The organism is Acaryochloris marina S15 (assembly GCF_018336915.1).
GTDB classification, from domain to species: domain Bacteria; phylum Cyanobacteriota; class Cyanobacteriia; order Thermosynechococcales; family Thermosynechococcaceae; genus Acaryochloris; species Acaryochloris marina_A.
This window is the reverse complement of the sequence record NZ_CP064923.1, coordinates 4,787,550-4,809,470: the sequence shown is the minus strand read 5'-3', so window position 1 is coordinate 4,809,470 and position 21,921 is coordinate 4,787,550. Positions and strand designations below refer to the sequence as shown.

22 protein-coding genes are annotated in these 21,921 nt (G+C 47.7%); 15 read left to right on the top strand and 7 right to left on the bottom strand.

The genetic code is table 11. The features are described 5' to 3' along the window. Positions 1-138 precede the first annotated feature (138 nt). On the top strand, positions 139-684 hold the full coding sequence (locus I1H34_RS21955; protein WP_212666386.1) for a cofactor assembly of complex C subunit B: 546 nt from the start codon (positions 139-141) through the stop codon (positions 682-684). A 265-nt stretch (positions 685-949) separates the two neighbouring features. On the opposite strand, the gene I1H34_RS21950 is transcribed toward I1H34_RS21955, so the two are convergent. Together I1H34_RS21950 and I1H34_RS21945 are read right to left on the bottom strand one after the other, a co-directional pair. Continuing rightward, on the bottom strand, positions 950-1,144 hold the full coding sequence (locus tag I1H34_RS21950) for a hypothetical protein (RefSeq protein WP_212663048.1): 195 nt from the start codon (positions 1,142-1,144) through the stop codon (positions 950-952). 74 nt (positions 1,145-1,218) lie between these two features. Then, a complete protein-coding gene (locus I1H34_RS21945) occupies positions 1,219-1,437 on the bottom strand; it encodes a DUF4327 family protein (RefSeq protein ID WP_212666385.1) in 219 nt (72 codons plus the stop codon). A 220-nt stretch (positions 1,438-1,657) separates the two neighbouring features. Here I1H34_RS21945 and I1H34_RS21940 point away from each other — a divergent pair, with 220 nt between their 5' ends. Both I1H34_RS21940 and malQ read left to right on the top strand, forming a co-directional pair. Beyond that, complete coding sequence (locus tag I1H34_RS21940; protein ID WP_212663047.1) at positions 1,658-2,764, top strand: NAD(P)/FAD-dependent oxidoreductase; 1,107 nt, start codon at positions 1,658-1,660, stop codon at positions 2,762-2,764. 16 nt (positions 2,765-2,780) lie between these two features. Further along, on the top strand, positions 2,781-4,301 hold the full coding sequence (malQ, locus tag I1H34_RS21935; protein WP_212663046.1) for a 4-alpha-glucanotransferase: 1,521 nt from the start codon (positions 2,781-2,783) through the stop codon (positions 4,299-4,301). Between the two features lie 81 nt (positions 4,302-4,382). Here malQ and I1H34_RS21930 read toward each other — a convergent pair whose 3' ends face one another. Then, positions 4,383-5,006 (bottom strand): Coq4 family protein, encoded by a 624-nt coding sequence (locus I1H34_RS21930; RefSeq protein WP_212663045.1) that lies wholly within the window; start codon positions 5,004-5,006, stop codon positions 4,383-4,385. Between the two features lie 148 nt (positions 5,007-5,154). Continuing rightward, positions 5,155-5,289, bottom strand: coding sequence for a hypothetical protein (locus tag I1H34_RS33120; protein ID WP_212663044.1), 135 nt, complete (start codon positions 5,287-5,289; stop codon positions 5,155-5,157). Between the two features lie 367 nt (positions 5,290-5,656). On the opposite strand from I1H34_RS33120, the gene I1H34_RS21920 reads away from it, so the two are divergent. The 4 genes from I1H34_RS21920 (at position 5,657) to I1H34_RS21905 (ending at position 9,003) form a co-directional block, all read left to right on the top strand. Further along, positions 5,657-6,682: a nucleotide-binding protein gene (locus I1H34_RS21920; protein WP_212663043.1), complete on the top strand. Its 1,026-nt coding sequence runs from the start codon at positions 5,657-5,659 to the stop codon at positions 6,680-6,682. A 121-nt stretch (positions 6,683-6,803) separates the two neighbouring features. Beyond that, positions 6,804-7,655, top strand: coding sequence for a toll/interleukin-1 receptor domain-containing protein (locus I1H34_RS21915; protein ID WP_212663042.1), 852 nt, complete (start codon positions 6,804-6,806; stop codon positions 7,653-7,655). A 100-nt stretch (positions 7,656-7,755) separates the two neighbouring features. Then, positions 7,756-8,271 carry a hypothetical protein gene (locus I1H34_RS21910; RefSeq protein WP_212663041.1) on the top strand — a complete coding sequence of 172 codons (516 nt, stop codon included), beginning with the start codon at positions 7,756-7,758 and terminating at the stop codon, positions 8,269-8,271. A gap of 192 nt (positions 8,272-8,463) precedes the next feature. Next, positions 8,464-9,003, top strand: coding sequence for a DUF4339 domain-containing protein (locus I1H34_RS21905; protein WP_212663040.1), 540 nt, complete (start codon positions 8,464-8,466; stop codon positions 9,001-9,003). Between the two features lie 115 nt (positions 9,004-9,118). Here I1H34_RS21905 and I1H34_RS21900 read toward each other — a convergent pair whose 3' ends face one another. Continuing rightward, the gene (locus I1H34_RS21900) at positions 9,119-9,295 is read right to left on the bottom strand and encodes a hypothetical protein (protein WP_212663039.1); all 177 of its coding nucleotides are present in this window, start codon (positions 9,293-9,295) and stop codon (positions 9,119-9,121) included. Then, positions 9,295-9,636, bottom strand: coding sequence for a hypothetical protein (locus tag I1H34_RS21895; protein WP_212663038.1), 342 nt, complete (start codon positions 9,634-9,636; stop codon positions 9,295-9,297). Before I1H34_RS21895 ends, I1H34_RS21900 begins: the two co-directional genes overlap by 1 nt. 198 nt (positions 9,637-9,834) lie before the next feature. Between I1H34_RS21895 and I1H34_RS21890 the strand changes: the two genes are divergently transcribed. From I1H34_RS21890 to I1H34_RS21880, 3 genes are all read left to right on the top strand, one after another. Continuing rightward, positions 9,835-10,664, top strand: a protein-coding gene (locus I1H34_RS21890; RefSeq protein ID WP_212662238.1) for an IS1 family transposase whose coding sequence is annotated in 2 segments (ribosomal slippage) — positions 9,835-10,176 and positions 10,179-10,664 — 828 coding nt in all. Because the reading frame shifts where the segments join, the coding sequence is not laid out codon by codon here. Positions 10,665-11,018: 354 nt separating this feature from the next. Further along, complete coding sequence (gene gndA, locus I1H34_RS21885) at positions 11,019-12,449, top strand: NADP-dependent phosphogluconate dehydrogenase (RefSeq protein ID WP_212663037.1); 1,431 nt, start codon at positions 11,019-11,021, stop codon at positions 12,447-12,449. A 74-nt stretch (positions 12,450-12,523) separates the two neighbouring features. Next, the gene (locus tag I1H34_RS21880; protein WP_212663036.1) at positions 12,524-13,258 is read left to right on the top strand and encodes a DUF748 domain-containing protein; all 735 of its coding nucleotides are present in this window, start codon (positions 12,524-12,526) and stop codon (positions 13,256-13,258) included. 120 nt (positions 13,259-13,378) lie between these two features. Here the strand turns inward: I1H34_RS21880 and I1H34_RS21875 are convergent, their stop codons facing one another. Further along, a complete protein-coding gene (locus I1H34_RS21875; protein WP_249369485.1) occupies positions 13,379-15,481 on the bottom strand; it encodes an EAL domain-containing protein in 2,103 nt (700 codons plus the stop codon). 581 nt (positions 15,482-16,062) lie between these two features. Here I1H34_RS21875 and I1H34_RS21870 point away from each other — a divergent pair. The 5 genes from I1H34_RS21870 (at position 16,063) to I1H34_RS21850 (ending at position 21,811) form a co-directional block, all read left to right on the top strand. Further along, positions 16,063-17,142: a cytochrome-c peroxidase gene (locus tag I1H34_RS21870; protein ID WP_212663035.1), complete on the top strand. Its 1,080-nt coding sequence runs from the start codon at positions 16,063-16,065 to the stop codon at positions 17,140-17,142. Between the two features lie 68 nt (positions 17,143-17,210). Then, a complete protein-coding gene (locus tag I1H34_RS21865; protein WP_212663034.1) occupies positions 17,211-18,965 on the top strand; it encodes an ABC transporter substrate-binding protein in 1,755 nt (584 codons plus the stop codon). A gap of 132 nt (positions 18,966-19,097) precedes the next feature. Beyond that, a complete protein-coding gene (locus I1H34_RS21860) occupies positions 19,098-19,400 on the top strand; it encodes a hypothetical protein (RefSeq protein ID WP_212663033.1) in 303 nt (100 codons plus the stop codon). A gap of 135 nt (positions 19,401-19,535) precedes the next feature. Next, entirely contained in the window at positions 19,536-20,819 is a 1,284-nt protein-coding gene (locus tag I1H34_RS21855; protein ID WP_212663032.1) for a S41 family peptidase, read from the top strand. 227 nt (positions 20,820-21,046) lie between these two features. Then, entirely contained in the window at positions 21,047-21,811 is a 765-nt protein-coding gene (locus tag I1H34_RS21850) for an SIMPL domain-containing protein (RefSeq protein WP_212663031.1), read from the top strand. Positions 21,812-21,921: the final 110 nt, after the last annotated feature.

Sequence of the window (21,921 nt, the reverse complement as noted above, 5' to 3'; positions counted from 1 at the left end):
AGAAGAAATTACAACAATTTCTCAGGGGTGTATTCTCATACAATATGTTTTCTTCCAAGTGCTTGCAGTGACTGAGGTCAATTCGATCTGGCAACTTGCATCACATTTGTTTTATTCACTTGGCTTCAATCACCTATGATGCGCTCCTTTGTTTTACCCTCAACCTTTCTGCTGACCTTATTGCTGATGGTGGGGTTGTTCTTCTTCATTCGTGCCTCGGTGAAAGATCGCATTGAGGAGTTGCAATGGCTGTCTACCCAGCCAGAAGAAACGGTGCTGAAAAAAGTCGAAGACCACCTGACGAATCGGTCCTATCGGCTAGCAGCCCTGGACAAAGAGTTGGATCAAGTCACCTTTGAAGGGATGGTACGGCCCAGCGTTGTGATGGCCTGTTTCCTAACGGCTCTGATGCTAACGGCAACCCTCTGCTTAAGCCTAGTGTTTAGCATTCTCTTTCCCGCTGTGGGGTTAGGCTTTACGGTGATAACTGTCATCTCACCGATAGCAGGCTGGTTCTACTGGCAAAGAGCGCAACGGCCAGAGCAGGTTAGACTCAAAGTCGAATCGGTGGAGTCCTCGACTGCTGACGCAGAGCCCCAAACCCTACTTACCGTCATTGCCCACCGGGATGAAATCACAGCAATGCGCCCGACCCTGAAAACTTTTGGCGTTATTGCACCATAGCGACCGCTCGCTGCCTCAGGAGTGGCCCTAATTCAATCCAGTATCGAGACATCAGTTTACTGGCACCGCCGATTGCGAGACTGTCTCCATTCTTGCGGATGACATGCGTAAATATTTGATGGGCAATGTGTCACCTAAACAGATGCGCTTCGCCTGGTGGGCTTTCGTTAAAGTTTGAGCTGACTAGCCATCTCCTGGTCTTCTATCTGTTGGACGGATATCTTCGTTGTCCGACATCATCGAAGGATCACATCAATCGCTGGTGCTAGCGTTCATCTAAAATGCTGCTGTTTTCATGGATCAGCCTCAACGTTTTTGTGGGGACAAAGCCCGGATTAAGGCCAATACCTTGCAAGCTCTCTTCCCATGGGTGGAGATATCGTAGAGAGCCTTGACTCAAGAAAAGGTTTTGAATATGAATGGGGGTTTCACCAGCATCCTGAACTCGGCCGCCATCCATAGGGAAACGTCCTGCAGTATTGCGGGTGGCTAACTATCTGTTGGTTCAATCAATGCTGAATGAAAACTGTGTCGCTATTCGTCTTCCCAGGTTTCCACTTCTAGGAAGCTGGCGATTGGATCTTGCATCGAAAATTCAAAGTCGATTAACTCATCTTTTAGATGTGTCCATTTATCGGGAAACAACAACCCAACTTTCCATAGGCTATCGGTTGGCTTGAGTTTTTGAGAATTGACTAACGACTGCACTTGGCGCTGCAGTTTACCCATTGGGTGCAGAACCGCCGGAGTCATGGTGGTATTTGTCATAGATGAATTGTAGAAAGATTAAACGGATTGCTAATAGTGCAAACACTAAAAACAGCTACGTTGCGTTGTCTAAGAGGTGTTATGCAACCGGCTGCTTGAATTCGCTCATCATCCTAACACATGCTTATGAATTTCTTGGTAGTCAGATTATTGATTTTTCCTTAATAATCATGTTATTCATAAGTTCCTCAAGGCAGGGAACGCAATGCGAGTTGGCATTATTGGCTGTGGTGTAGTGGGGGCAGCAATTGCCTTTGAACTGAGCCAGACGCATCAGGTCACGGTTTGGGATGCCCGAGAAGAGCATCAATGGCAGGCAACCGGAGCTGCCCTTGGCGTTCTGATGGCGGCGACTACCCTAAAGCTCAAGGGTAAACATTTGCTGTTGCGTCTAGAAAGTCTAAAGCTCTACGAAACGCTTATACCTGAACTGGAAGCCATCACCCAAACATCTTTGCCCTATAACCGACAAGGTATTTTGCGCCTGTGTTTTGATGGCGATGAGCTACAGCGATGGTATAAAACCCAGCAAGTCCGGTCAAAACAGGGATTTCGCCTGGATATTTTGGATCGGGAGCAGCTGGTTCAGGCCTATCCCCATCTATGGGCAGCTCATTTGCAGGAATCTAACCTACCAGTGGTGGGTGCCATCTATTCGCCACAAGATCGCCAAGTCGATCCGGTGGCTTTATCGGCGGCGCTTATCACGGCGGCTCAAAAGCGGGGGGCTACGTTTTATTTCAATACTCCGGTGGCTGAATTTAGATCTTTGCCCGAGCAGGATCCCCCATGTCTGACGCATATCTGTACAGAAGCCGAGAGTTATCCCGTGGATTGGGTGATTGTCGCGGCTGGATTAGGATCAATGCCCCTGACGACGACTCTCAATCAGACGGTGCCGATTTATCCTGTTTTGGGTCAAGGGCTGCACCTGCGCCGTCAAACCCCTCTTGCCGAGCCTATGCCGGTTGTGAATGGTGATCAGGTCCATATCGTGCCGATCAATGCTTCCGAGGTGTGGGTGGGGGCGACAGTGGAGTTTCCTGTAGAAGTGGGGGCTGCGGTTGAGGCTGATCCAGCGCAAATGTATGAGCTGCATCAGCGTGGGATCGCATTAGATGAATCCTTAGCCCATGCCAGTATTCTGAGAACCTGGTCTGGGTTGCGTCCTCGGCCCCATGAACGGCCTGCTCCTATCATTGAACGGCTACCTGGCTATGACAATGTGGTGGTGGCTAGCGGGCATTATCGCAATGGTGTTTTATTAGCTCCCATTACGGCCCAAAAAGTGCGACAGTTGATATCGAACTAAAGTGAGTTCTTGATTTATGCCCTTCCCCCGAGCTAGTGGCCTTCTCCTGCATCCTACGTCTTTCCCTGGTCGATTTGGAGTCGGTGATTTAGGGCCAGAAGCCTACCGATTTGTTGATTTTATGGCCAAGAGTGGTCAGCAACTTTGGCAGGTATTGCCTTTGGGGCCAACGGGGTTCGGTAACTCTCCCTATATGTGCTACTCAGCCATGGCGGGCAATCCCTTATTAATTAGTCTTGAGCAACTGCAAGAGCAGGAATTGCTGCAAGAAGAAGACCTAGAGCTAGGGGTCGGCTTTCGACCCGAGACGATTGCCTACGAGCAGGTTCTCCCCATGAAGCTCGGTCTGCTGCGGCGGGCCTATGACAACTTTAAGGCTGGGGTCTTTCCAGAACTCGCCGTCGCCTTTCGAGATTTTTGTCAAACTCGGGTCTGGTTAGAAGATCTGGCCTTATTTATGGCCCTCAAAGATGCCCATTGGGGGGCTGCTTGGAATACTTGGCCCCAAGAGATTGCCCAACGGCAACCCGCTGCCATGGCCCATTGGCGACAAAAGCTGCAGTCTGATGTGGAGATGCATAAGTTTTGGCAGTTTCAGTTTTTTCAGCAATGGTCTAATTTGAAAAAGTATGCCAACGATAACGGCATTCAGATTATTGGTGATATTCCCATTTATGTGGCTCACAATAGTGCAGATGTTTGGGCCAATCCTGAACAATTTTTCTTAGATCCAGCAACAGGCGAACCGGCGCTGATGGCTGGGGTGCCACCAGATTATTTTAGTGATACGGGGCAGCTATGGGGTAATCCCATTTACCAATGGGAGCGGATGAAACATCAAGGCTTCAAATGGTGGATTCAGCGTTTCCGCACCATGCTGGACTATGTGGATCTGATCCGTGTGGATCACTTCCGGGGCTTTCGAGCCTTTTGGCAGGTCAAGCAAGGGGAAACCACTGCCATGAACGGAGAGTGGATCAAAGCTCCTGGAGATGAGCTATTCGAAGCCCTCAGAGATGAACTGGGCAATCTGCCGATACTGGCCGAGGACTTGGGCATCATTACCCCCGATGTGGAAGAGCTGCGGGATAAGTTTGAATTTCCCGGCATGAAGATTCTCCACTTCGCTTTTGGCTCTGGTTCTGGCAATCCGTACCTGCCCTTTAACCATGTGCAGAATTGCCTGGTTTATACCGGCACCCACGACAACAACACGACAGTGGGCTGGTTTCAAGATATGCCTGACCATGAGCGGGTGTTTGTGGAAGGCTATATGGGCGGTTTTTCAGAGGAAGGCATTCACTGGGATTTAATGCGACTGGCTTTGAGTTCCGTTGCCAACCAGGTGATTATCCCGGTGCAAGATTTGCTGGGGTTAGGGACCGAGGCCCGCATGAACTTACCCAGCACGTCGGGGGGGAACTGGGCTTGGCGGTATCGTTCGGGTGGATTGACGGATGCGATCGCAGAACGGTTACTGCAACTCACTGACACCTACGGTCGTGCTCCCGTCAAAACGGATGACTCCTGGGATTAGTGGCGCATTAAAATCTCAAAACTTTGAGGTTTAGAATTCTTACCCCCTGGAAGCAACCCAGCTTCTCTAGGGTTGAAGTCTTTATGCCAACCCTAGGCGCGATCGAACCATAGAGAGGGGTTCTGACCAATAGTCTTCGAGGGGTTGAGCGATGATGCAGGCTGCTTGCTGTCCAAGTTGACGACTTTGCTGCTCGATAGCACGTAGTTGGCGGTATCGGTGCGGAATGACGAAGGGATATAAGTAATGGGCTAACCAGGCTGCTGTCTGATAGCTAGGACTATACTGCTGGGCATCGACAAAGGCCCACACCCCCATTTCTCCGACCAAGCTGGTGTCATACCCTAACAGCACATGAAACACATCATGGAGGAGGGTATAGCGCAGTCCCAAAGATTGATCTGACAATTGAGCGATGACGTCTGGGCTAATCTCCAATGGCGTTAGATGGAATTCATCCATATGCTGGGCATAGATCTGTCCAAAGGTTCCTTCTGGTAGCCTTCTTAAGGCTGCTAAATCAATGTGAGGAAAGCAGGTTGCCAATCTAGAGAGCTTTTCTGCAATTTCTGGATAAGTTTTAGTGCCTAATATTGCAGATTTATAAGCGGCAACATCTCCTAGCTTGCCTTGGCGATAGGCTTGTACAGCTAAGGTAAAAAAGGAGAGCCGCTGGCTAGTGGCTAGTGGATGACTACTATCCATTTTTTCAACCTTCCTAAACGAGCGGTAGCAATATAGGCACCCTTTATTCGAGATTGGAGCAGTTCTAAATGAAATGCCTGTCATGACCATATGGTGATGGTCAGCGATGGATTAAAGAGGGACAATTGGTTGAGTGCGGGCTGAGCACTTAAGCGTTAAATATGGGATGCCTATGCACTTTTACTATTGTATCGAGGGTAAGAAAGGCTTCGACTTCATGTTCGGCCATTTCTTTGAGATGACTTTCGTTGTGGAAGGGAATCAAGCACCGTATCCACTGCATGTAATTTTTCTCAGTGCTGTAAGTGTCATGTTTGGCTCGCGTATTACCTCACAAACTTAGCCGAAAAGTTTATGAGGGTTGGTAGGTGCCATAGAGTGCCTGTTAATAGCCGATATTGGAACTTATACGGTTATTTTGCCTATTAACATTCTTCATAGGTGCATAGCCAATATACTGGCAACGCTTTTCCTGCCTTATATATAGGCATTCAGAATCGATTTTACATATCGGCGATTTTCCGTAAAGCTTGGCCTTGTATCAGAGATGCTAATGTAGAGATAGCTTGGCTTTGAGACGACAACTAGCCCTTCTTTTTTTCGTGTTAAGAGGCAATTTGCCTGCTAATTATAGTTATGCGATCGAACAAATGACAATACAAAAACCACGAGTCTTCATTGGGTCGTCGTCTGAAGGGCTTGATGTTGCCAGAGCGATCCAACACCAACTCGCTGACGCCGCCGAGGTCGTCCTTTGGAACGAAGGTGTATTCAGTCTATCGCATGGCTATCTTGAGACGTTGGTGGACACCGTCAAGCAATTCGACTACGGCATTTTCGTTCTTCGCAGCGACGATACTCTTGTTAGCCGCGGAGCGGAGACCGGAACTACGCGCGGAAACGTTCTTTTTGAACTTGGACTTTTCTATGGTCACGTCGGGCGTTCACGGACATTTGCTGTTTTCGACGCAAGTGCCAAGCCTGACGTTATCAGTGACCTCCATGGTGTGACCTTTGCCGCTTACCGCAGTGCGGACCAAGGAAACTTATTGACCGCGGTCGGTCCCGCATGCTTCACGATTCGGCAAGAATTACAAAATTGGGGTCAGCGGAAAGCCGCACGAAAGGTACTGGTGCTCTGTGCCAATCCGATTGACGAGAATCGGCTTCGAATGGATTGTGAGGTGCGGCGAATTACGCGGGCACTCGAATCTGCACGTCGATCTGGTGAAATAGTTCTTGAACAAGAGTGGGCCGTGCAAGCCCACGACTTGGATCGATTACTGCTTTTGCACCATCCCGAAATCCTTCATTTGTCGTGCTCTGGCACGGAGACAGGCGGATTTCTGTTTGAATCATCGGATGGTACCACTAAAGCTGTGAGCTACGATTTATTCCATGCGCTCCTTCGCCCGCTCGCAAAGAAGCTCGAATGCGTCCTGTTCTCGTGCTGCGAAACTGATGGATTGGCCGAGCGTGTGTCCGCTGATGTCCCATTCACCATCGGTGCGACCGGAATCATCTCCGATGCAGGGGCCACAGTGTTTACCAGTGGATTCTACACCGCAATTGGTAACAGCAGCGACTACCGGACTGCATATGATAACGGAGTCGCCAAGTTCAATATTGACCACAGCGATGAGGAGCCTCCCAAGATGTTTTCCAATATCGCATAACAAAGGCATGAACGCGGAGCCCCCGTCAGCACGTTTTCAACACGTTTTCAAATAGAGCATCAATCGCGGCGGCCCGATTATGCCAGACGTTAGGTATTCATAAGTATATTTAGGCATTCAGATGATTGTTTTCGTCGCTCATACCAACTACGACAAGGAATTCGCTCTCAAGATTGCGCAGCGCATCACAAAATCAGGACACCAAGCGATCGCTGGTGAACAAATCCGGGCCGATTTTTCCGAGTTTTCGTTCGTTGATGATGACGTCGCGAAAGCAATTCGGAATGCCGACACATTGGTTGCTGTTGGTTTGCACACCACATGGTACGCAAATGTGGCAAGTGAGATTGCCTTTTTCACTGGTCACGGCAACGACCATCGGACCGTCTTGCTCACCACACAAAAGCTTGTTAGCCGTGCGCCGAAATATCTTGCTGGAGAACGACTTGTTTACTTTGATGGCGATGAAGATGCTGCGATCAACGAGATTCTTAGACACGTGGATGAATTGGGAGAACGGCACCAGCGCAGCTCCGACCAGATTTTCCTATCTTATTCGCGCGTCGACGTGGAAATTGCCCGTACGATTTACGAAAAACTCAAGATAATGGGATACCGACTCTGGTTCGACGAAGAGTCATTAATTCCCGGCCAGGATTGGGGGCTTGAAATCCGAAGGGCTATTCGTCGATCTCAGGTGTTTATGCCGCTGCTCTCTTCCAATGCAATAGCTAAGCGCGGCTACTTTCAAAAAGAACTGCGCAAGAGCGTTGAGGTCGCAGAGGAGGTGCCAGAGGGCGAAATCTACATTATTCCCGTTTTGTTGGACACAGACTGTGAACCACCAGAGGCGTTGAAGAAATATCATTGGCTGAACTATCACTCGTCTGACTTAGAACGAACGGAGCACGGAATCCCTTTATCCCGTTTTCAGCGCGCACTCGATTTTGCACTCGGCGTAAAAAATGCCTAACAAATACATGCACCGGAGCCGCCGATTCAGTCAGATTTAAATGGAGCGTCGCTAGCAGCGGCCCGGTGATTTTGGGCGTTAACCGATCCAACTTTGATTTATGTCGATGGAGCATAAAGCTTTCGAATTTGATTGGCAGTTTTTTAAGACTGACTTTCTCACGATTTTACATAATGCTCTTGCATCAAATGATGTAGTTCCACTGCACTCATACATAGAAGAAAATGTGCGATTCCTTGTTGATCCATATGAAGGGGAACCTCTCAATTTAGATTGGCGAACACAAGTAGAAAATGTTCATGATGTTCACACACTTGGAGATTTTGCGATTACCCGCTTCTATGATCCAATCAAAGATTTTGGTATCGGTTCTGCATGGCTTGATTGTGGCGATTGTTTAACTCACTCATCCCAAGCCGCTCTGTTGGGTCAAACCGTTGGACCTTCTTTCAATCCGTTTGATCCAGGGAAAATGGGATCGTATTTTCAATCACCAGATGAGGTAAGCCAGTCCTTTGAACTTCTATCTAAGTCGGATAATTCCTTGACGATAGAGTACCTTTCATTCCTCAGAAGTTGCCTTGCGCGACAGAGTGGGCTGTATGTGACGTTCTAAATATTTTCTATGTGTTTGGGGTAGATGGGAGATCACCTATAGTTTTATAAGTCACTCTTTGTTGTTGCGTTATCTAATTCATCCTGTGCAAGGAAAGCTTAGACTTGAGCGATTTATTGAACTTTTCTGATAGCCATTCGTACCTTTGATGGCACTTCGTGAAGCTGTTACCAAAATCAATTAAATGCTGATATGAGCGACAATGATGCTTGGCATTATATGGTTGGCAAAGAAGTTGTAGGCCCTATCTCTCTCGCTCAACTTAGAGAGCTGGCATTAACAAATGTAGTCAATCAAAAAACGTTAGTCTATACATCTGGTATGGCTGAATGGCGAGCCGCCTGCGACACAGGGATTAGTAGATTTTTCCCGCCACTACCGAAATTCGAACATTGGTCGGATGCTCGTATCAATAGAGGAATATGTATTCTGCAACCTCTGCCAATATTGCAGAGTAAATCTTCAGAAAAGCTGGATCCTATCTTCTTATTAATTCCTTTTTTTGATTCAGACTTAGACAGTGATTTTCCTCAGAGATGGCTGCATTCTTTGCGCAGTGAAATTGTTGATCAATACATCAATGACTACGATCTTTCAAATCCAAGTCAAATCAAGGAATACCTCGATAAGTATTCGATCAGCCAATTATTTGATGTCGAAGTTTCTGAATTTCTAGTTGATACAGCCTATCCGAGTGAACTGCTTTATGGTTTCCCTGAAAAATACTATTAGACCTTAGTGTGTCTCGCTTATACGGAGTGTACGGCATTAACAATGCGCACCCTCTATGGAGATTTTTCAAATTCCACCTGCGCCCCTGAGACAAACTTGTTAGGAAGTAGAGCTGCTAGAGGCTTTTCTCCACGCGCTGGTGATATTGTCGGCTTAGACCTGTCTCTACTGTGGTTATCAGTTTGTCTAATGCTATGGCGGTGAGTTCCAACTGTTGGTTGCTCACTCTTAGCATTTCAAGAGCCTGTTGCCTTTCTTCAATGCTTGGAATCGCTGTTTTGTTATCTGCCATCAAAGCCTCCAAACTCGTTTGACCTCTTGAACACTGGCCCAAGACGCATCAGTTGAGGCTTGAGCTTGACTTACTGTTTGGATCAATAATTCCAGCATAGCAGGGTCAGCTATAGGTTGGGACTCCAAAATTCTAAGCAATAATGTGTTCAAACGTGAGTAAGGGGACACCAGACGCTCTCTAGCATTCTGTAGTTCTCTTAACTCTTCCATTGTTTCAGCTGTTTCACCATGCTGCTCGTAGAGAGTCCACTCAATTGCAGATGCCTCCTCAATCCCTTTAGCAAGTTTCTGAAGCAACTCAAAAATTGTGGATAGGAGACTCTCGGGTAGTTTTGCCATGTACTACGCTTTACATTCTTCATTCCCAAGTAGAATACAGCAGCATGTGATATAGCCTGCTTTCCGCATGCACTTACTCGTTGATGATTCTCTGTGTTAGGAGCGACGATTCAACGGCAACGATAGCAATGAATGGTCGTGCCTCAAGTAATTGTGGGTTGAGTATACTAGAGGCTCAGCTCAGCTTCTAACCTACCCATGCAATGCCCACTATGCGGTCATTCCAAAGCACACAAGCATGGCAAGATGCCCAACATGCTTCAACGATACCGTTGTCCTGAGTGCCAGCAGACCTTTACTGAACGCTTTGATACCCTTTACTATCGTCGTCAGGTGAGTCCAGAGCAGGTCCGACAAGTTCTCCAAGCCCATGCAGAAGGGAGTAGTCTTCGAGGTATCACTCGGACCAGTGGCCTGGCTTACAACACTGTAGTCTCTCTAGTAAGAGCTGCTAGCCAACGATCTCAGCAACTCCATAATGGCCAAGTGCAAGCCGTTGAAACGGAGGATGTCAGTGCAGATGAAATGTGGTCCTTTGTGAAAAAAAGCAAAAACACTGTCTTCCCCATGAGCTAGAGATGGGTGATTGTTGGATGGCGATTACCTTGGCAAACACAAGCGGCGTGATCCTCTCGTGTCGTGTGGGCAAGCACACCGATTCATTATTGAATGAACTGGTGACTAGCACTGAAGGTAAGACCGATTGCAAGGACTGGAATAGCGACGATTGGGGTGGTTACGAAAGAGTGTTGCCTTGGGAGATTGACCATTACATTGGCAAGGACAGAACTCAACGACTCGAACGCACCAATGGCATTATTCGACAGCACAGTGGTCGATGGCATCGACGCCAGAACAAATTTGGCAAAGTGTGGGCGCAAACCAAAGTCACTGCTCGATTAGTGGTCAGCTATTTCAATTGGATTTGGACACACAGTCGGCTTAAAACAACGGCGGCACAACGTGCTGATCTAGCCTCGCGAGCTTGGCATTGGGATGACATACTCACCTACCCCACAATTGTTTGATGCACGACCCAATGAATGAGGAACAAGTCTATTTAGCAATGTGTTTTTTGAGCTACAAGAGCAATCAATAACTCTGCTTCCTTAAATTTAAGGAAGCAGATTCTGAAAACACCTGCGCTTTAAGATTGAGAAGCTATTTGAAGGCTTGTATTCTGACAACCATTTGATGAAGCTTAGCTGAACACTGTTGATAGGCATTAAATACCCGCTCAGGATGGCTGACTTGTGTAATGTCTGACCGATTCTCACCCGATTCTTGGTGTCTTTTAATCTCTTCTTCCAGTAGTTCCCATGGGGATCGAGCTACCCTGTAGTGAACGCATTGTGACTCTCATTATTTAGAGCAAATTCCTTATGCCCCAGCAACAATTTGGACTGATTGGCCTCGCGGTCATGGGGGAAAATCTAGCCCTCAACGTTGAGCGCAATGGTTTTCCCATCGCTGTCTACAATCGGACACGAGCAAAAACAGATGCCTTTATGGCGGAGCGGGCCCAAGGACGACAAGTGGTCGCCGCGTTTACGCCCGAAGAACTCGTAGCATCCCTTGCCCGTCCTCGACGCATCATGATCATGGTGAAAGCTGGCGCACCTGTGGATGCGGTGATTCAGCAGCTTAAGCCCATGCTAGAGCCAGGCGATGTGCTGATTGATGGCGGTAACTCTTTGTATGGAGATACAGTTCGCCGCACAGAAGAGCTAGAAGCAGTTGGCTTGCGCTTCATCGGCATGGGCGTTAGTGGTGGTGAAGAAGGGGCGCTGAACGGTCCCAGTCTGATGCCCGGAGGCACAGAAGCAGCCTATAAAGATCTGTCTCCAATTCTGACGAAAATTGCGGCTCAGGTGGATGACGGGCCTTGCGTCACCTATATTGGCCCAGGGGGTGCAGGTCACTACGTCAAAATGGTCCATAACGGCATTGAATATGGCGATATGCAGCTGATTGCCGAAGCCTATGACCTGCTCAAAAATGTTCTAGGACTGAGTCATACAGAACTGCATGAGGTGTTTAGTGAGTGGAACACCACGGATGAACTGAATTCCTTTTTGGTGGAAATTACGGCTGAAATTTTTACCTACGTTGATCCAGGTACCCAGCAGCCTCTAGTCGAGCTAATTTTGGATAAAGCAGGCCAGAAAGGCACAGGCCGTTGGACCGTGATGAGTGCCTTGGAATTAGGCGTACCCATCCCCACGATTACAGCAGCTGTGAATGCTCGAATTACCTCATCTTTTAAGGATGAGCGGGTTAAGGCTGCTGAAATCTTGACCGGACCCACGGCCACCTTTAGTGGCGACAAGCAAGCCTTTATTGGCAAAGTTCGAGATGCCCTTTATTGCTCCAAGATTTGCTCCTATGCTCAGGGCATGGCTTTGATGAGTGCCGCTTCAAAGGAATTTAATTTCAATCTGAATTTGAGTGAAATCTCTCGGATTTGGAAGGGGGGCTGTATTATTCGGGCGAGCTTCTTGGACAAGATCAAGTCAGCCTTTGCCGATGATCCGGCCCTAGCCAACCTACTGCTTGCTCCTGAGTTTCGGCAGACCATTTTGGACCGTCAGCAAGCCTGGCGAGAAGTGATGGCCACTGCAGCTCAGCTCGGTATTCCAGTCCCGGCCTTTAGTGCTTCTTTGGATTACTTTGATAGCTATCGCCGTGATCGCCTGCCCCAAAACCTAACCCAGGCCCAGCGCGATTTCTTTGGTGCCCATACCTATCAGCGGATTGACAAGGAAGGGACGTTTCATACGGAATGGACTGCTATTAATGAGTCCAACAGCTAGTTTCCCAAGCTGGATTTTTGTGGGATAAGCTGGAACTGCCGTGCTAGCGCGGCAGTTCTCAGTGCAGGGTGGCTATGGCGAAGCGTGCATTAAAGATTTTGGGTGGCGGAGTTGCGATCGCAGTTCTCGCATTGGGAATTGGCTGGTTTAGTCGCAATGGCATCATTGAGTCAGCCCTAGAAGGGGCCATTAAAGATACGACGGGCGTGAATACGGATGTAGAGGGACTCAACTTTCAGCCCTTCGCTGGGGATTTGACCATTAAAGCCATTACCCTCAAGAATCCCGATGGATTTTCCACGCCTCATCTGATTAAAGTCCAAAATTTAGATTTAGATTTTCAGCTCTCCAACCTTTGGCAAGATCAGGTGGACATTGAATCCCTGACCGTCAACGGATTGGATCTGAAGGTGGAGCAACAGATTCCAGACAATAATTTGGTGAAAGTGGTTGATACCCTGCAAGAAAAGGATCAGCCTGAAAGCAGCGGTAACGAGAAGGTGGTTAAGATTGGTCGCCTCAGTATCCGTAATATCAAAGCTTCCATTAAAGTCACTGCCATTGGTGATTTTGGCATCGAAGAGGATCTTGATATCAGCGATATTGAGTTGACGGATGTGACCTCTAAAAATGCAGAGGGAAAATTGTCGGTTGCGATCGCAAATGCCGTAACCACTGCTTTACTCGAAAAAATTCCTCAAGATGGCTTTCCCCTCAAGCTTGATGGCGATAATCCCCTCAAGAACTTTCCCATTGACGATATTCCTATTGATGACATCCCCATTGATATTGGAGACTTGATTCCCTAAGTCAGCCGTTTGCCTAGAGGCTGAAGGACTATGGTGTAAAGCAGCCTGGTGTTACTTCATAATGAATCCCAGACCAGTTTCAGCTCATAGTAAGTGCTGGTTTGGCAGTAACGCATTGGATTACGCCTGAAATAGGCGACTGACCTGATTAGCAGGCATGGGTTTGCCTGTGTAATACCCTTGCACGAAATCTACTCCACAGTGTTGCACTAGTTGTAACTGAGACAAGTTTTCAATTCCTTCTGCCACCACAGAAAATCCTAAGTCATGACAGAGCTTCACACTAGACTCTAGTAACACTCGTCCCCGCTGGATTTCCCCTTCAGGGGCGACGACCAGCTTGCGGTCTAATTTGACCGAATCTGCTTCCAGAGAAACTAAGGTTGTGAGGGAAGAATAGCCTGCCCCAAAATCATCAATTGAAACTTGATGCCCAGCAGATCGAAGGTCACGAACCACTGATGCCAAAGATTTCACTTCCGAAGTGTAGGTATGTTCAGTAATTTCTAGTTCAAAGCAAATCCCTTCTTGTCTGGCTTTAGCAATCAAAGTCTTTACAGAGGGTGGATCTAATAAAAAATGTTTATCCAGGTTAATACTAATCTGAGGAAATCCTTGACCATTCCCTCGCCACTGTTTGATCTGGTCAAAAACAAGCGACAGCACTTTTTGATCTATAGCCTTAGATAAGCCCTGTTGGTAGAGGATCGGCAAAAACGTAGGGGGGACAATGTTACCCCCTGCATCTTGGAAACGCAGCAACGTTTCTAAGCCAACGAGTGCTTTCGACTGGGCATCTACCTTAGGCTGAAAGTAGAGGAGAAACTGCCCGCCTTTGAGTTGCTGTAGTAAGCGTTGGACCTCTTCCATGTCTTGGACTTGATCCATTTTCTGAGTCATAAAACGCCGCTCTTCTTGGCGATTGATTTCTCTATTCACAAACTGGTAGGCATCACCATCCAAGAGCTTGCGGAGCGCACGTGGAGTATTGGACTGCTGCTTTGCCAGAACCAGAAATGGATAGTAGATACCCATATCGATAACGATGCAAAGGAACTGGGTCAGTACCGCCCCTCCCGATCCTCCAGAGGCCGCATAGGCACTATATAAAGGCGGAGACATCCAGTTTATGGCAGTCGCACTAATGGTGAATGCTCCCCAGTGAATTGCAGTCAGCGCAATAGCCATATTGACCAGCGGAGCTAACAGAAACGGTGCCAGAAAGAGTGGATTTAGAATAATCGGAAGTCCGAACAATAAAATCTCATTCACATTGAAGAGTGCGAATGGCAGACTCAGCTGCGCAATGGGTTTGAATTGGGTAGATCCGGGTAGAAAAAGAATCGCCAATGGCACGACGAAAGTGGAGCCAGACCCTCCAATATTCATAAAAACATCATGCAAAACTTTGAAGTGAATACTGCCAGCTTCAGAGGATGGAATCGCATTCAAAATTCGAAATAGACCATCGGCACTATACTCGCCATGAATCCCGAAAAACCAAGAAAGTTGAGAAATTAGCTTAAAGAGAATGACTTCTTGGGTGGCTTGCAATTTAGGTAGGATTTCGAATAAAAAACTGAACAGACCAGTCTTAAAAAATAGCCTAAATCCTTGGCCGATTAACTCAAAACACAACACTGTTAGGAGACCTGGAATCAGGAGGTTCAGGGTTCTTTGGAGGGCTGGACTCACCTCAGATCGACCTCTAAAAAATTGCAGAGCAGAGAATCGACTGAAGTAATGGAGTAGTGTGACTGCTACCAGTGTGGCTGGAATACTAGTGAGCACTGAACCTTGAAACGAGAGGATTTGGCCTGTCGAATCGATAAACAAAAAGCCCGACACCCGCAAAAAACAAACGACTGAGATCAGAACAGTACTCACCTGATCCAGATCTTTCTCCTTGGCCATTAGGGTGCTCAGGGAAATGTTGAGAAAAAACGGGACTAAAAAGAAATAGAGTCGGCTGACTTCATTCCCGTTGATGAAACTCTCTGCTACCACGCTCTGAGATGCCAGCAGGCCAGACAGACCTGACAGCAAAACGATAATATTCATCACTAAGACGACAGGCAAGAGGGATGTAAATGCCTCTCGCAATAACAGCAGGGTCTTAGAGTGAACAAGACGAGTCAGGTACATGGATGAACAACAAATACAGGTAAAAGCTTTTTGGAGTGGGGTTAAAGCCGCTCTAAATGGTTGGATGCCTAGCATCATGATCTCAAGCGTCAGAGCTATTTTATGTTAAACGTATAAAAAAGATGACCTGACACATGAAGAATTTAGAAACTTAGATATTAACCATCTGTAAGCGAACGTATCAAGGTTTTTAAGCAAGTTCTGGAGAGCATTTTCGGTCGTCATTGAAAAAAAATAAAACAGTCAGTAGATGGTAACTGGGCGTTATTGCTTCACCTCAGACAAAGCGATCAGCCTTTGCCAGTTACCGAGTGATTGCAATTACTCGGTTTGGAAGTGCCATGAAGGCATTGTTGTGAGCTGCATCTGACTTTGCAAGGGTGGCAGCCTTACGAGAAAAATCTCTCAGGATAGCTTTCCCCCATGGGCGATAATCCCCTTAAGGATCTGTCCATAGATGACATCTCCATTGATATTGAAGGGTTAATGATTGAGTTCAACCTTTTCTTGCGAACTTCGAAGCTATGTATGGTTTTGTGCCAAAACGTCATGGAGCCATCACGTTTTCTTACGGGTCGTCATTCACTTTTGGCTAACTCATAAAATTTGAGTGGAGTGCAGCTTGCGCCCATAGAGTTTTCTAAGAGGAGAGGTGGCCCATGACTTTGCAATGGCATCACGGAACCCGCGATAAGATTCAGCGGTTGATTGTGTTTTGGGTAGTATTGGCAGCGACTTTGTTGATGTTGCTCTGCGTTTCGGATGTTGCGATTGCCGATGAAGTCCCCAACCTCGCCTTATTTGGTCCGCCCTTACCCGAGAATTTCTATCCCCAACAGCAGCCTGCCGATCCTGAGCTAGTAGCCTTAGGCCGGAGCCTCTACTTTGAAAAGCGCCTCAGCAAAAATCAGGATATTTCCTGCAATAGCTGCCATCAGCTCGATCACTATGGCGTTGATAACCAGCCTTTTTCTCCTGGCCACAAGGGACAACTCGGGGGACGTAATTCTCCCTCGGTGTATAACGCCGCTTCCCATGTGGCTCAATTCTGGGATGGCCGAGCTGCTGATGTAGAAGCCCAGGCTAAAGGCCCAATTCTCAATCCAGTAGAGATGGCGATGCCTTCCGAGGCTCAGGTTCTCAAAGTCCTTAATTCTATGCCGGAATATGTGGAAGCCTTTGCCACAGCCTTTCCCCAAGACAAACCGTCCGTGACTTATGATCACCTGGGTCAAGCTATTGGTTCTTTTGAGCGAGGATTGGTGACGCCTGCCCCTTTTGATCGCTACTTTGCTGGCGACCAAACCGCTCTCAATGCCAAACAAAAACGGGGTCTAACCCTCTTTACGGATGCAGGGTGTGCTCAATGTCATAACGGCACTTATTTGGGCGGTAACACCTATCAAAAAGCCGGTCGAGTTAATCCTTGGCCGAACCAAGATGATCAAGGGCGCTACAAAGTGACTGGAAGTGACGATGACCGGATGCTATTTAAAGTGCCTTCTCTGCGCAACGTAGCTGAGACCGGTCCCTATTTTCATGATGGTTCGGTCAAATCTCTGAAAGCTGCTGTGGTGCAAATGGCCAACACCCAGTTGGGTAAAGATCTGTCTAATGCGGAAGCAGGAGATATTGTTGCCTTTCTAGAATCCCTAACCGGAGAACCCCCTGCCGATTATATTCAGCCCCCTGTTTTGCCTGTGAGTACGGAGAGTACTCCTGCTGCTGACCCGACTTAAAACTTGCTTGGCAATTCCGATAGACTTGTACGCTACCATCAGACTCAGCGTTAAACGTTAGGAACAGTATGGCTTTTCTGCGTCGGTGGGTGGCTTTGAGTTTGGTATTGGTGGTTGCGATCGCACTCCCTGGCTGTAGCCTCTCCCAATTCAAAACCCAAACGGCACGGGTGCCCCAGTATGTAGATACCCTGCTGAGTGCCCCTAAAACGTTTAATTCTTCCCAAAGTCAAGAAGCCAACAATGTCTTCGGCTTGATTTATGAAGGATTAACGACCCAGAATGGTCTTACAGGCGAGATTGAGCCTGCCCTTGCGGAGTCTTGGGAATTCTCTGCCGATAAACTCACAATTATCTTTACCCTCCGACCTAATCTGAAATGGTCAGATGGGGTTGCTTTAACAGCAGATGATGTTGTTTTTTCCTATAACGATGTCTATCTGAATGAAGCTATTCCTACTGATACTCGCGATGTTCTCAGAATTGGTAAAAGTCGGGCCTTGCCCAAGGTCAGAAAACTAGATGACCGGCGAGTAGAGTTCTCCATTCCGGAACCCTTTGCCCCATTTCTGCGGACTGCTGGGGCCGTTAATATTTTGCCGGCCCATGCCCTCAAGAAATTGGTGGATACGCCAGATCGCAAAGGCAATCCCCAATTCATTTCTGCTTGGGGGGTCGATACGGACCCCAGGGAAATTATTGTCAATGGGCCTTACCAGCTCGAATCCTACGAAACCAACCAGCGAGTCGTGTTTCGACGCAACCAGTTTTATTGGCGCTATCAAATCCCTGGTCGTGCCAACGGGAATATTGAGCGCATTATTTGGAAAATTGTCGAATCTCCCGATACGGCTCTTCTACAATTCCGCTCGGGTGGATTAGATTCTGTAGGGGTGCGGGCCAGTACGTTTTCGCTCCTGAAGCGGGAAGAAAAGGCTGGTAACTTCACCATCTATGAAGGGGGGCCTGATTTTGGCACGACCTTTATTCTCTTTAACCTCAATCGAGGACGCAGAAACAACAAGCCTCTAGTCAACCCTGTGAAGTCGCGATGGTTTAATAACGTCAAATTTCGCCAAGCTGTTGCCTATGCCATTGATCGAGAGCGAATGCTGGCTAATACCTATCAAGGACTAGGTTTACCCCAAAATTCGTCGATATCGGTTCAAAGTCCTTATTACCTATCTCCTGAAGAAGGCCTGAAGGTTTACAACTATGATCCGGAGAAATCCAAGCAACTTCTGAAAGACGCTGGGTTTACCACCAAAAATAAAGGACAACTTTTTGATGACAAGGATAATCCAGTTCGTTTTACGCTGATGGCCCCTGCAGGTAGTACATTAGGAGCCCAAATTAAGCAAGATTTATCGAAAGTCGGCATAAAAGTGGACTATACCCCCATTGCCTTCAACACGATGGTTGATAAATTGAGTGACTCATTAGATTGGGACTGCGCTTTGTTGGGGTTAACGGGTGGTTTAGAACCCAATACGGGTGCGAATGTCTGGTCTCCAGAAGGGGGCCTACATATGTTTAATCAAAAACCCCAGCCCCCTAGTGAACCCATCCAAGGCTTTACGGTTAGCGACTGGGAACAGAAGATTGACGATCTCTATATTCAAGGTGCTCAAGAGATCGATGAGGCCAAACGCAAAGCGATTTATGCGGAGACTCAACAGATTGCCCAGGAGTACTTACCCTTTATTTATCTGATTAATCCGTTGGCCCTAGCAGCAGTCCGAAATGACTTTGAAGGCACCCAATATACGGCTTTAGGCAAAGTAACGTGGAATATTCATGATATTCGAGAGGTGAGAGAATGACCTCTGATTTAGGCAATCAGGCAGAGGTCGGTTCGACCTAAAGAAGCCGACTTGCATTGGTCTGAGTTGCTCAAGACAAGAACAAGCTCGCTATCTATCTAACTCGCTACACTAGTGGCAGAGGTCAGTTCCATGACAGTACTTTGCCACAGATCCCTTAGGGTATTTTTGACGGCTCCTTTGACCCTTAGCCGGTCAATCCCTCTGCTGGCTCAAACGCCTGTTCATTCTCAACACTATCGTCAGCAGCGGTCTCTGTTTCAACAAAGGCGGCAGCATCTTCAACAGCAGTTAGACTTTCATCGGCAGTTCTGTCTCAATCAGCATCGGCACATCGATGAATTTCTAAAGCAGCGACAGCAGGAGTTGAGGCAGCAACTGAAACACCGCCGTGACTTGGAGCGCAGGCAATTCTTACCCCAGGGCGAACGTTAGTCCAGAACGCTTTGCGCCTCATGGAAGAAAAGTATCACTCCCATAATGACCGGATTCACTGTTGGTTGTTCTCACTATAGGGATGGTCGCCAATATCATGCTTAGCAACGCAGCTCATTGTAGGTGAGACAAAAGATGCAGACTGTTATCCGAAAATTGAAGCGATCTAAAAGCTATCTACTAAGTTTTCTAATAGCAATAGGCATTGGTCTGGTGCTTTGGCTCTCACAAGGGTCGATGTCTTCTGTGTCCTCTGCGCAACCTAGCTTGTTCGATACAGTTTGGAGCACCGTCAATGAAAACTTTTACGACCCTGAATTCAAGGGCTTAGACTGGGCAGCCTTGAAATCGCAATACCAGCCCCAGGTGGCCAAGGCATCGTCTCGGGCAAAAAAGGCTGAAGTGATCAATGAGATGCTGGATCGTTTGCAAACGTCTCATACTCACCTGTTTACTGCTGATGAACCCGCGTACTACCAGCTATTGGGTATTTTCTATCCCCGCATTAGAGAATTGCGCACTCAGCTCAAATCTACTTTCCCTGAGGGGAAGATTCAGTATGAGGGAATTGGGATTGTGACTCAGCCTATCCAAGGCAAAATGTTTATTAAGGCAATTTTTGAGGGTAGCCCTGCCTCCAAGGCTGGTCTTAAGGTGGGAGACCAGATTCTTCGTGTGGCAGACCAACCGTTTCACCCGCTGGAATCGTTTCAAGGCAAAGCGAACCAACCTATCAAGCTGCGGATCCAAAGGACTCCAGATTCTAGTAGTCAAAAAAACATCACAGTGACCCCCAAGCTTTTCGATAGCACCACGATGTTTGTAGAGGCCATCGCTAATAGTGTGCAGATGGTTGAAGCGGATGAAAAAAAGGTTGGTTATATTCACATGTGGTCCTATGCCGGAGATCAGTATCAGCAAGAGTTGGAAGACGAAGTGATCTATGGCCGTTTGAGAAAGGCCGATGCCCTGGTACTGGATTTAAGAGACGGTTGGGGAGGCGATCCGCTGACGGCACTGCAATTGTTTACGGCTAGAGGGCCTAGTTTGACCAGCATTAATAGAGATGGGGAGGCATCTACCTTCCATGGCCAGTGGAATAAGCCTGTGGTCATGCTTGTGAATGAAGGAAGCCGCAGTGCTAAGGAGATCCTGGCCTATGGCTTTCAACAATATGATATTGGCCCCGTTGTTGGTAGCCCTACGGCGGGGGCAGTGGTGGCTGGACGCCCCTTTCTGATGCCAGATCAAAGCTTGCTATATGTTGCAGTGAAAGATGTTTATGTCGATAAAACAGTTCGATTAGAGGGGGTCGGCGTGACCCCTAATGTGGTTATCCCTTTACCCATCCCCTATGCCCAGGGCCAAGATCCACAGAAAGAACGTGCGATCGCAATGGCGAGACAGGCCATCAATTAGTATCGCCACAATTGTTAACTCACTGTCGTTAGCACTCTGAAATCATCTTGCTCTGGCTATCTGAGCCTCTCAATTCAAGTGTCCAGAGCTATTTGAGGACAGCCTTCTAGGAACCCAAAAAGTATATTAGGAGACAACTAAACTAACAGCTTTGAGGGGATGACAATTGCCCTTAAGCAAAGCCAACAGTGCTGTTCTTATCTCTAAATTACACAACCTAAGACCCTATGAAATCTGATCGTTCTGTTGACCATCAAGGCTATTTCGTCCGCCATTTTGCTTGCTCTGGCCTCTTAGGAGTGACGATTCTGTTAGGGCTATCGGGACCCATTTATGCCCAACCCCAGCCGCCAACGATTTCAGAACGGCAGTATCGTGTGCTGTCAGTCACCGGGCAAGGGGTTGAAAATATTCAGACTACTGAAGCACAGGTGCGCTTGGGTGTGGAGGTTCAAGGCAAAACTGCCGAGGTGGTTCAGCAACAGGTCGCCAGCCGTTCTGCTGCCGTTGTCTCTCTCTTAAAGTCTCGCAAGGTGGACAAGCTGGAAACAACAGGGATTAATCTGAGGCCGAACTACAGCTCCAATAACGGTCAACGGCGACTAGTGGGATATCGAGGGAGCAATGTGGTCAGTTTTCGGGTCGATATTGCATCAGCAGGAGCCTTGATGGACGATACCGTGAAGGCAGGAGCGTCCCGGATTGATAACGTATCGTTTGTTGCTACAGAAGATGCGATCGCAACGGCCCAAAAACAAGCTTTAACCAAGGCCACTCAGGATGCCCAAGCTCAGGCCAGGGCTGTACTATCTGCGCTCAATCTCTCTCCCCAAGACGTCATTAGTATTCAAATTAACGGTGCTAATGCACCTGTGCCGCCCCCAGTTCCATTTCAGACAACGAGCATGTTGCGAGGAGAAGCCGCGTCTACCCCTGTTGTCGGAGGTGAACAAACGGTAAGGGCCTCGGTCACTCTACACATCAGATACTAAGCCTCTTTTAGCGATAGTTATTCCCGATCGGCATCACTTGATGGCCCATCTATAATTTGCTATGAGCAGAAAATATTGGGATAGCCCCTGCGATGAGTAGGGGCGGTTTT

Excerpts from the sequence above, each read along its gene's own strand:
- I1H34_RS21900 (WP_212663039.1), bottom strand. The coding sequence starts at position 9,295 with ATGGCAGATAACAAAACAGCGATTCCAAGCATTGAAGAAAGGCAACAG.
- I1H34_RS21910 (WP_212663041.1), top strand. The coding sequence starts at position 7,756 with ATGTCGATGGAGCATAAAGCTTTCGAATTTGATTGGCAGTTTTTTAAG.
- I1H34_RS21855 (WP_212663032.1), top strand. The coding sequence starts at position 19,536 with ATGCAGACTGTTATCCGAAAATTGAAGCGATCTAAAAGCTATCTACTA.
- I1H34_RS21945 (WP_212666385.1), bottom strand. The coding sequence starts at position 1,437 with ATGACTCCGGCGGTTCTGCACCCAATGGGTAAACTGCAGCGCCAAGTG.
- I1H34_RS21895 (WP_212663038.1), bottom strand. The coding sequence starts at position 9,636 with ATGGCAAAACTACCCGAGAGTCTCCTATCCACAATTTTTGAGTTGCTT.
- gndA (WP_212663037.1), top strand. The coding sequence starts at position 11,019 with ATGCCCCAGCAACAATTTGGACTGATTGGCCTCGCGGTCATGGGGGAA.
- I1H34_RS21870 (WP_212663035.1), top strand. The coding sequence starts at position 16,063 with ATGACTTTGCAATGGCATCACGGAACCCGCGATAAGATTCAGCGGTTG.
- I1H34_RS21930 (WP_212663045.1), bottom strand. The coding sequence starts at position 5,006 with ATGGATAGTAGTCATCCACTAGCCACTAGCCAGCGGCTCTCCTTTTTT.
- I1H34_RS21880 (WP_212663036.1), top strand. The coding sequence starts at position 12,524 with ATGGCGAAGCGTGCATTAAAGATTTTGGGTGGCGGAGTTGCGATCGCA.
- I1H34_RS21905 (WP_212663040.1), top strand. The coding sequence starts at position 8,464 with ATGAGCGACAATGATGCTTGGCATTATATGGTTGGCAAAGAAGTTGTA.
- I1H34_RS21865 (WP_212663034.1), top strand. The coding sequence starts at position 17,211 with ATGGCTTTTCTGCGTCGGTGGGTGGCTTTGAGTTTGGTATTGGTGGTT.
- I1H34_RS21920 (WP_212663043.1), top strand. The coding sequence starts at position 5,657 with ATGACAATACAAAAACCACGAGTCTTCATTGGGTCGTCGTCTGAAGGG.
- I1H34_RS21915 (WP_212663042.1), top strand. The coding sequence starts at position 6,804 with ATGATTGTTTTCGTCGCTCATACCAACTACGACAAGGAATTCGCTCTC.
- I1H34_RS21860 (WP_212663033.1), top strand. The coding sequence starts at position 19,098 with ATGACAGTACTTTGCCACAGATCCCTTAGGGTATTTTTGACGGCTCCT.
- I1H34_RS21850 (WP_212663031.1), top strand. The coding sequence starts at position 21,047 with ATGAAATCTGATCGTTCTGTTGACCATCAAGGCTATTTCGTCCGCCAT.
- I1H34_RS21955 (WP_212666386.1), top strand. The coding sequence starts at position 139 with ATGCGCTCCTTTGTTTTACCCTCAACCTTTCTGCTGACCTTATTGCTG.
- I1H34_RS21875 (WP_249369485.1), bottom strand. The coding sequence starts at position 15,481 with ATGATGCTAGGCATCCAACCATTTAGAGCGGCTTTAACCCCACTCCAA.
- malQ (WP_212663046.1), top strand. The coding sequence starts at position 2,781 with ATGCCCTTCCCCCGAGCTAGTGGCCTTCTCCTGCATCCTACGTCTTTC.
- I1H34_RS21950 (WP_212663048.1), bottom strand. The coding sequence starts at position 1,144 with ATGGATGGCGGCCGAGTTCAGGATGCTGGTGAAACCCCCATTCATATT.
- I1H34_RS21940 (WP_212663047.1), top strand. The coding sequence starts at position 1,658 with ATGCGAGTTGGCATTATTGGCTGTGGTGTAGTGGGGGCAGCAATTGCC.
- I1H34_RS33120 (WP_212663044.1), bottom strand. The coding sequence starts at position 5,289 with ATGCAGTGGATACGGTGCTTGATTCCCTTCCACAACGAAAGTCATCTC.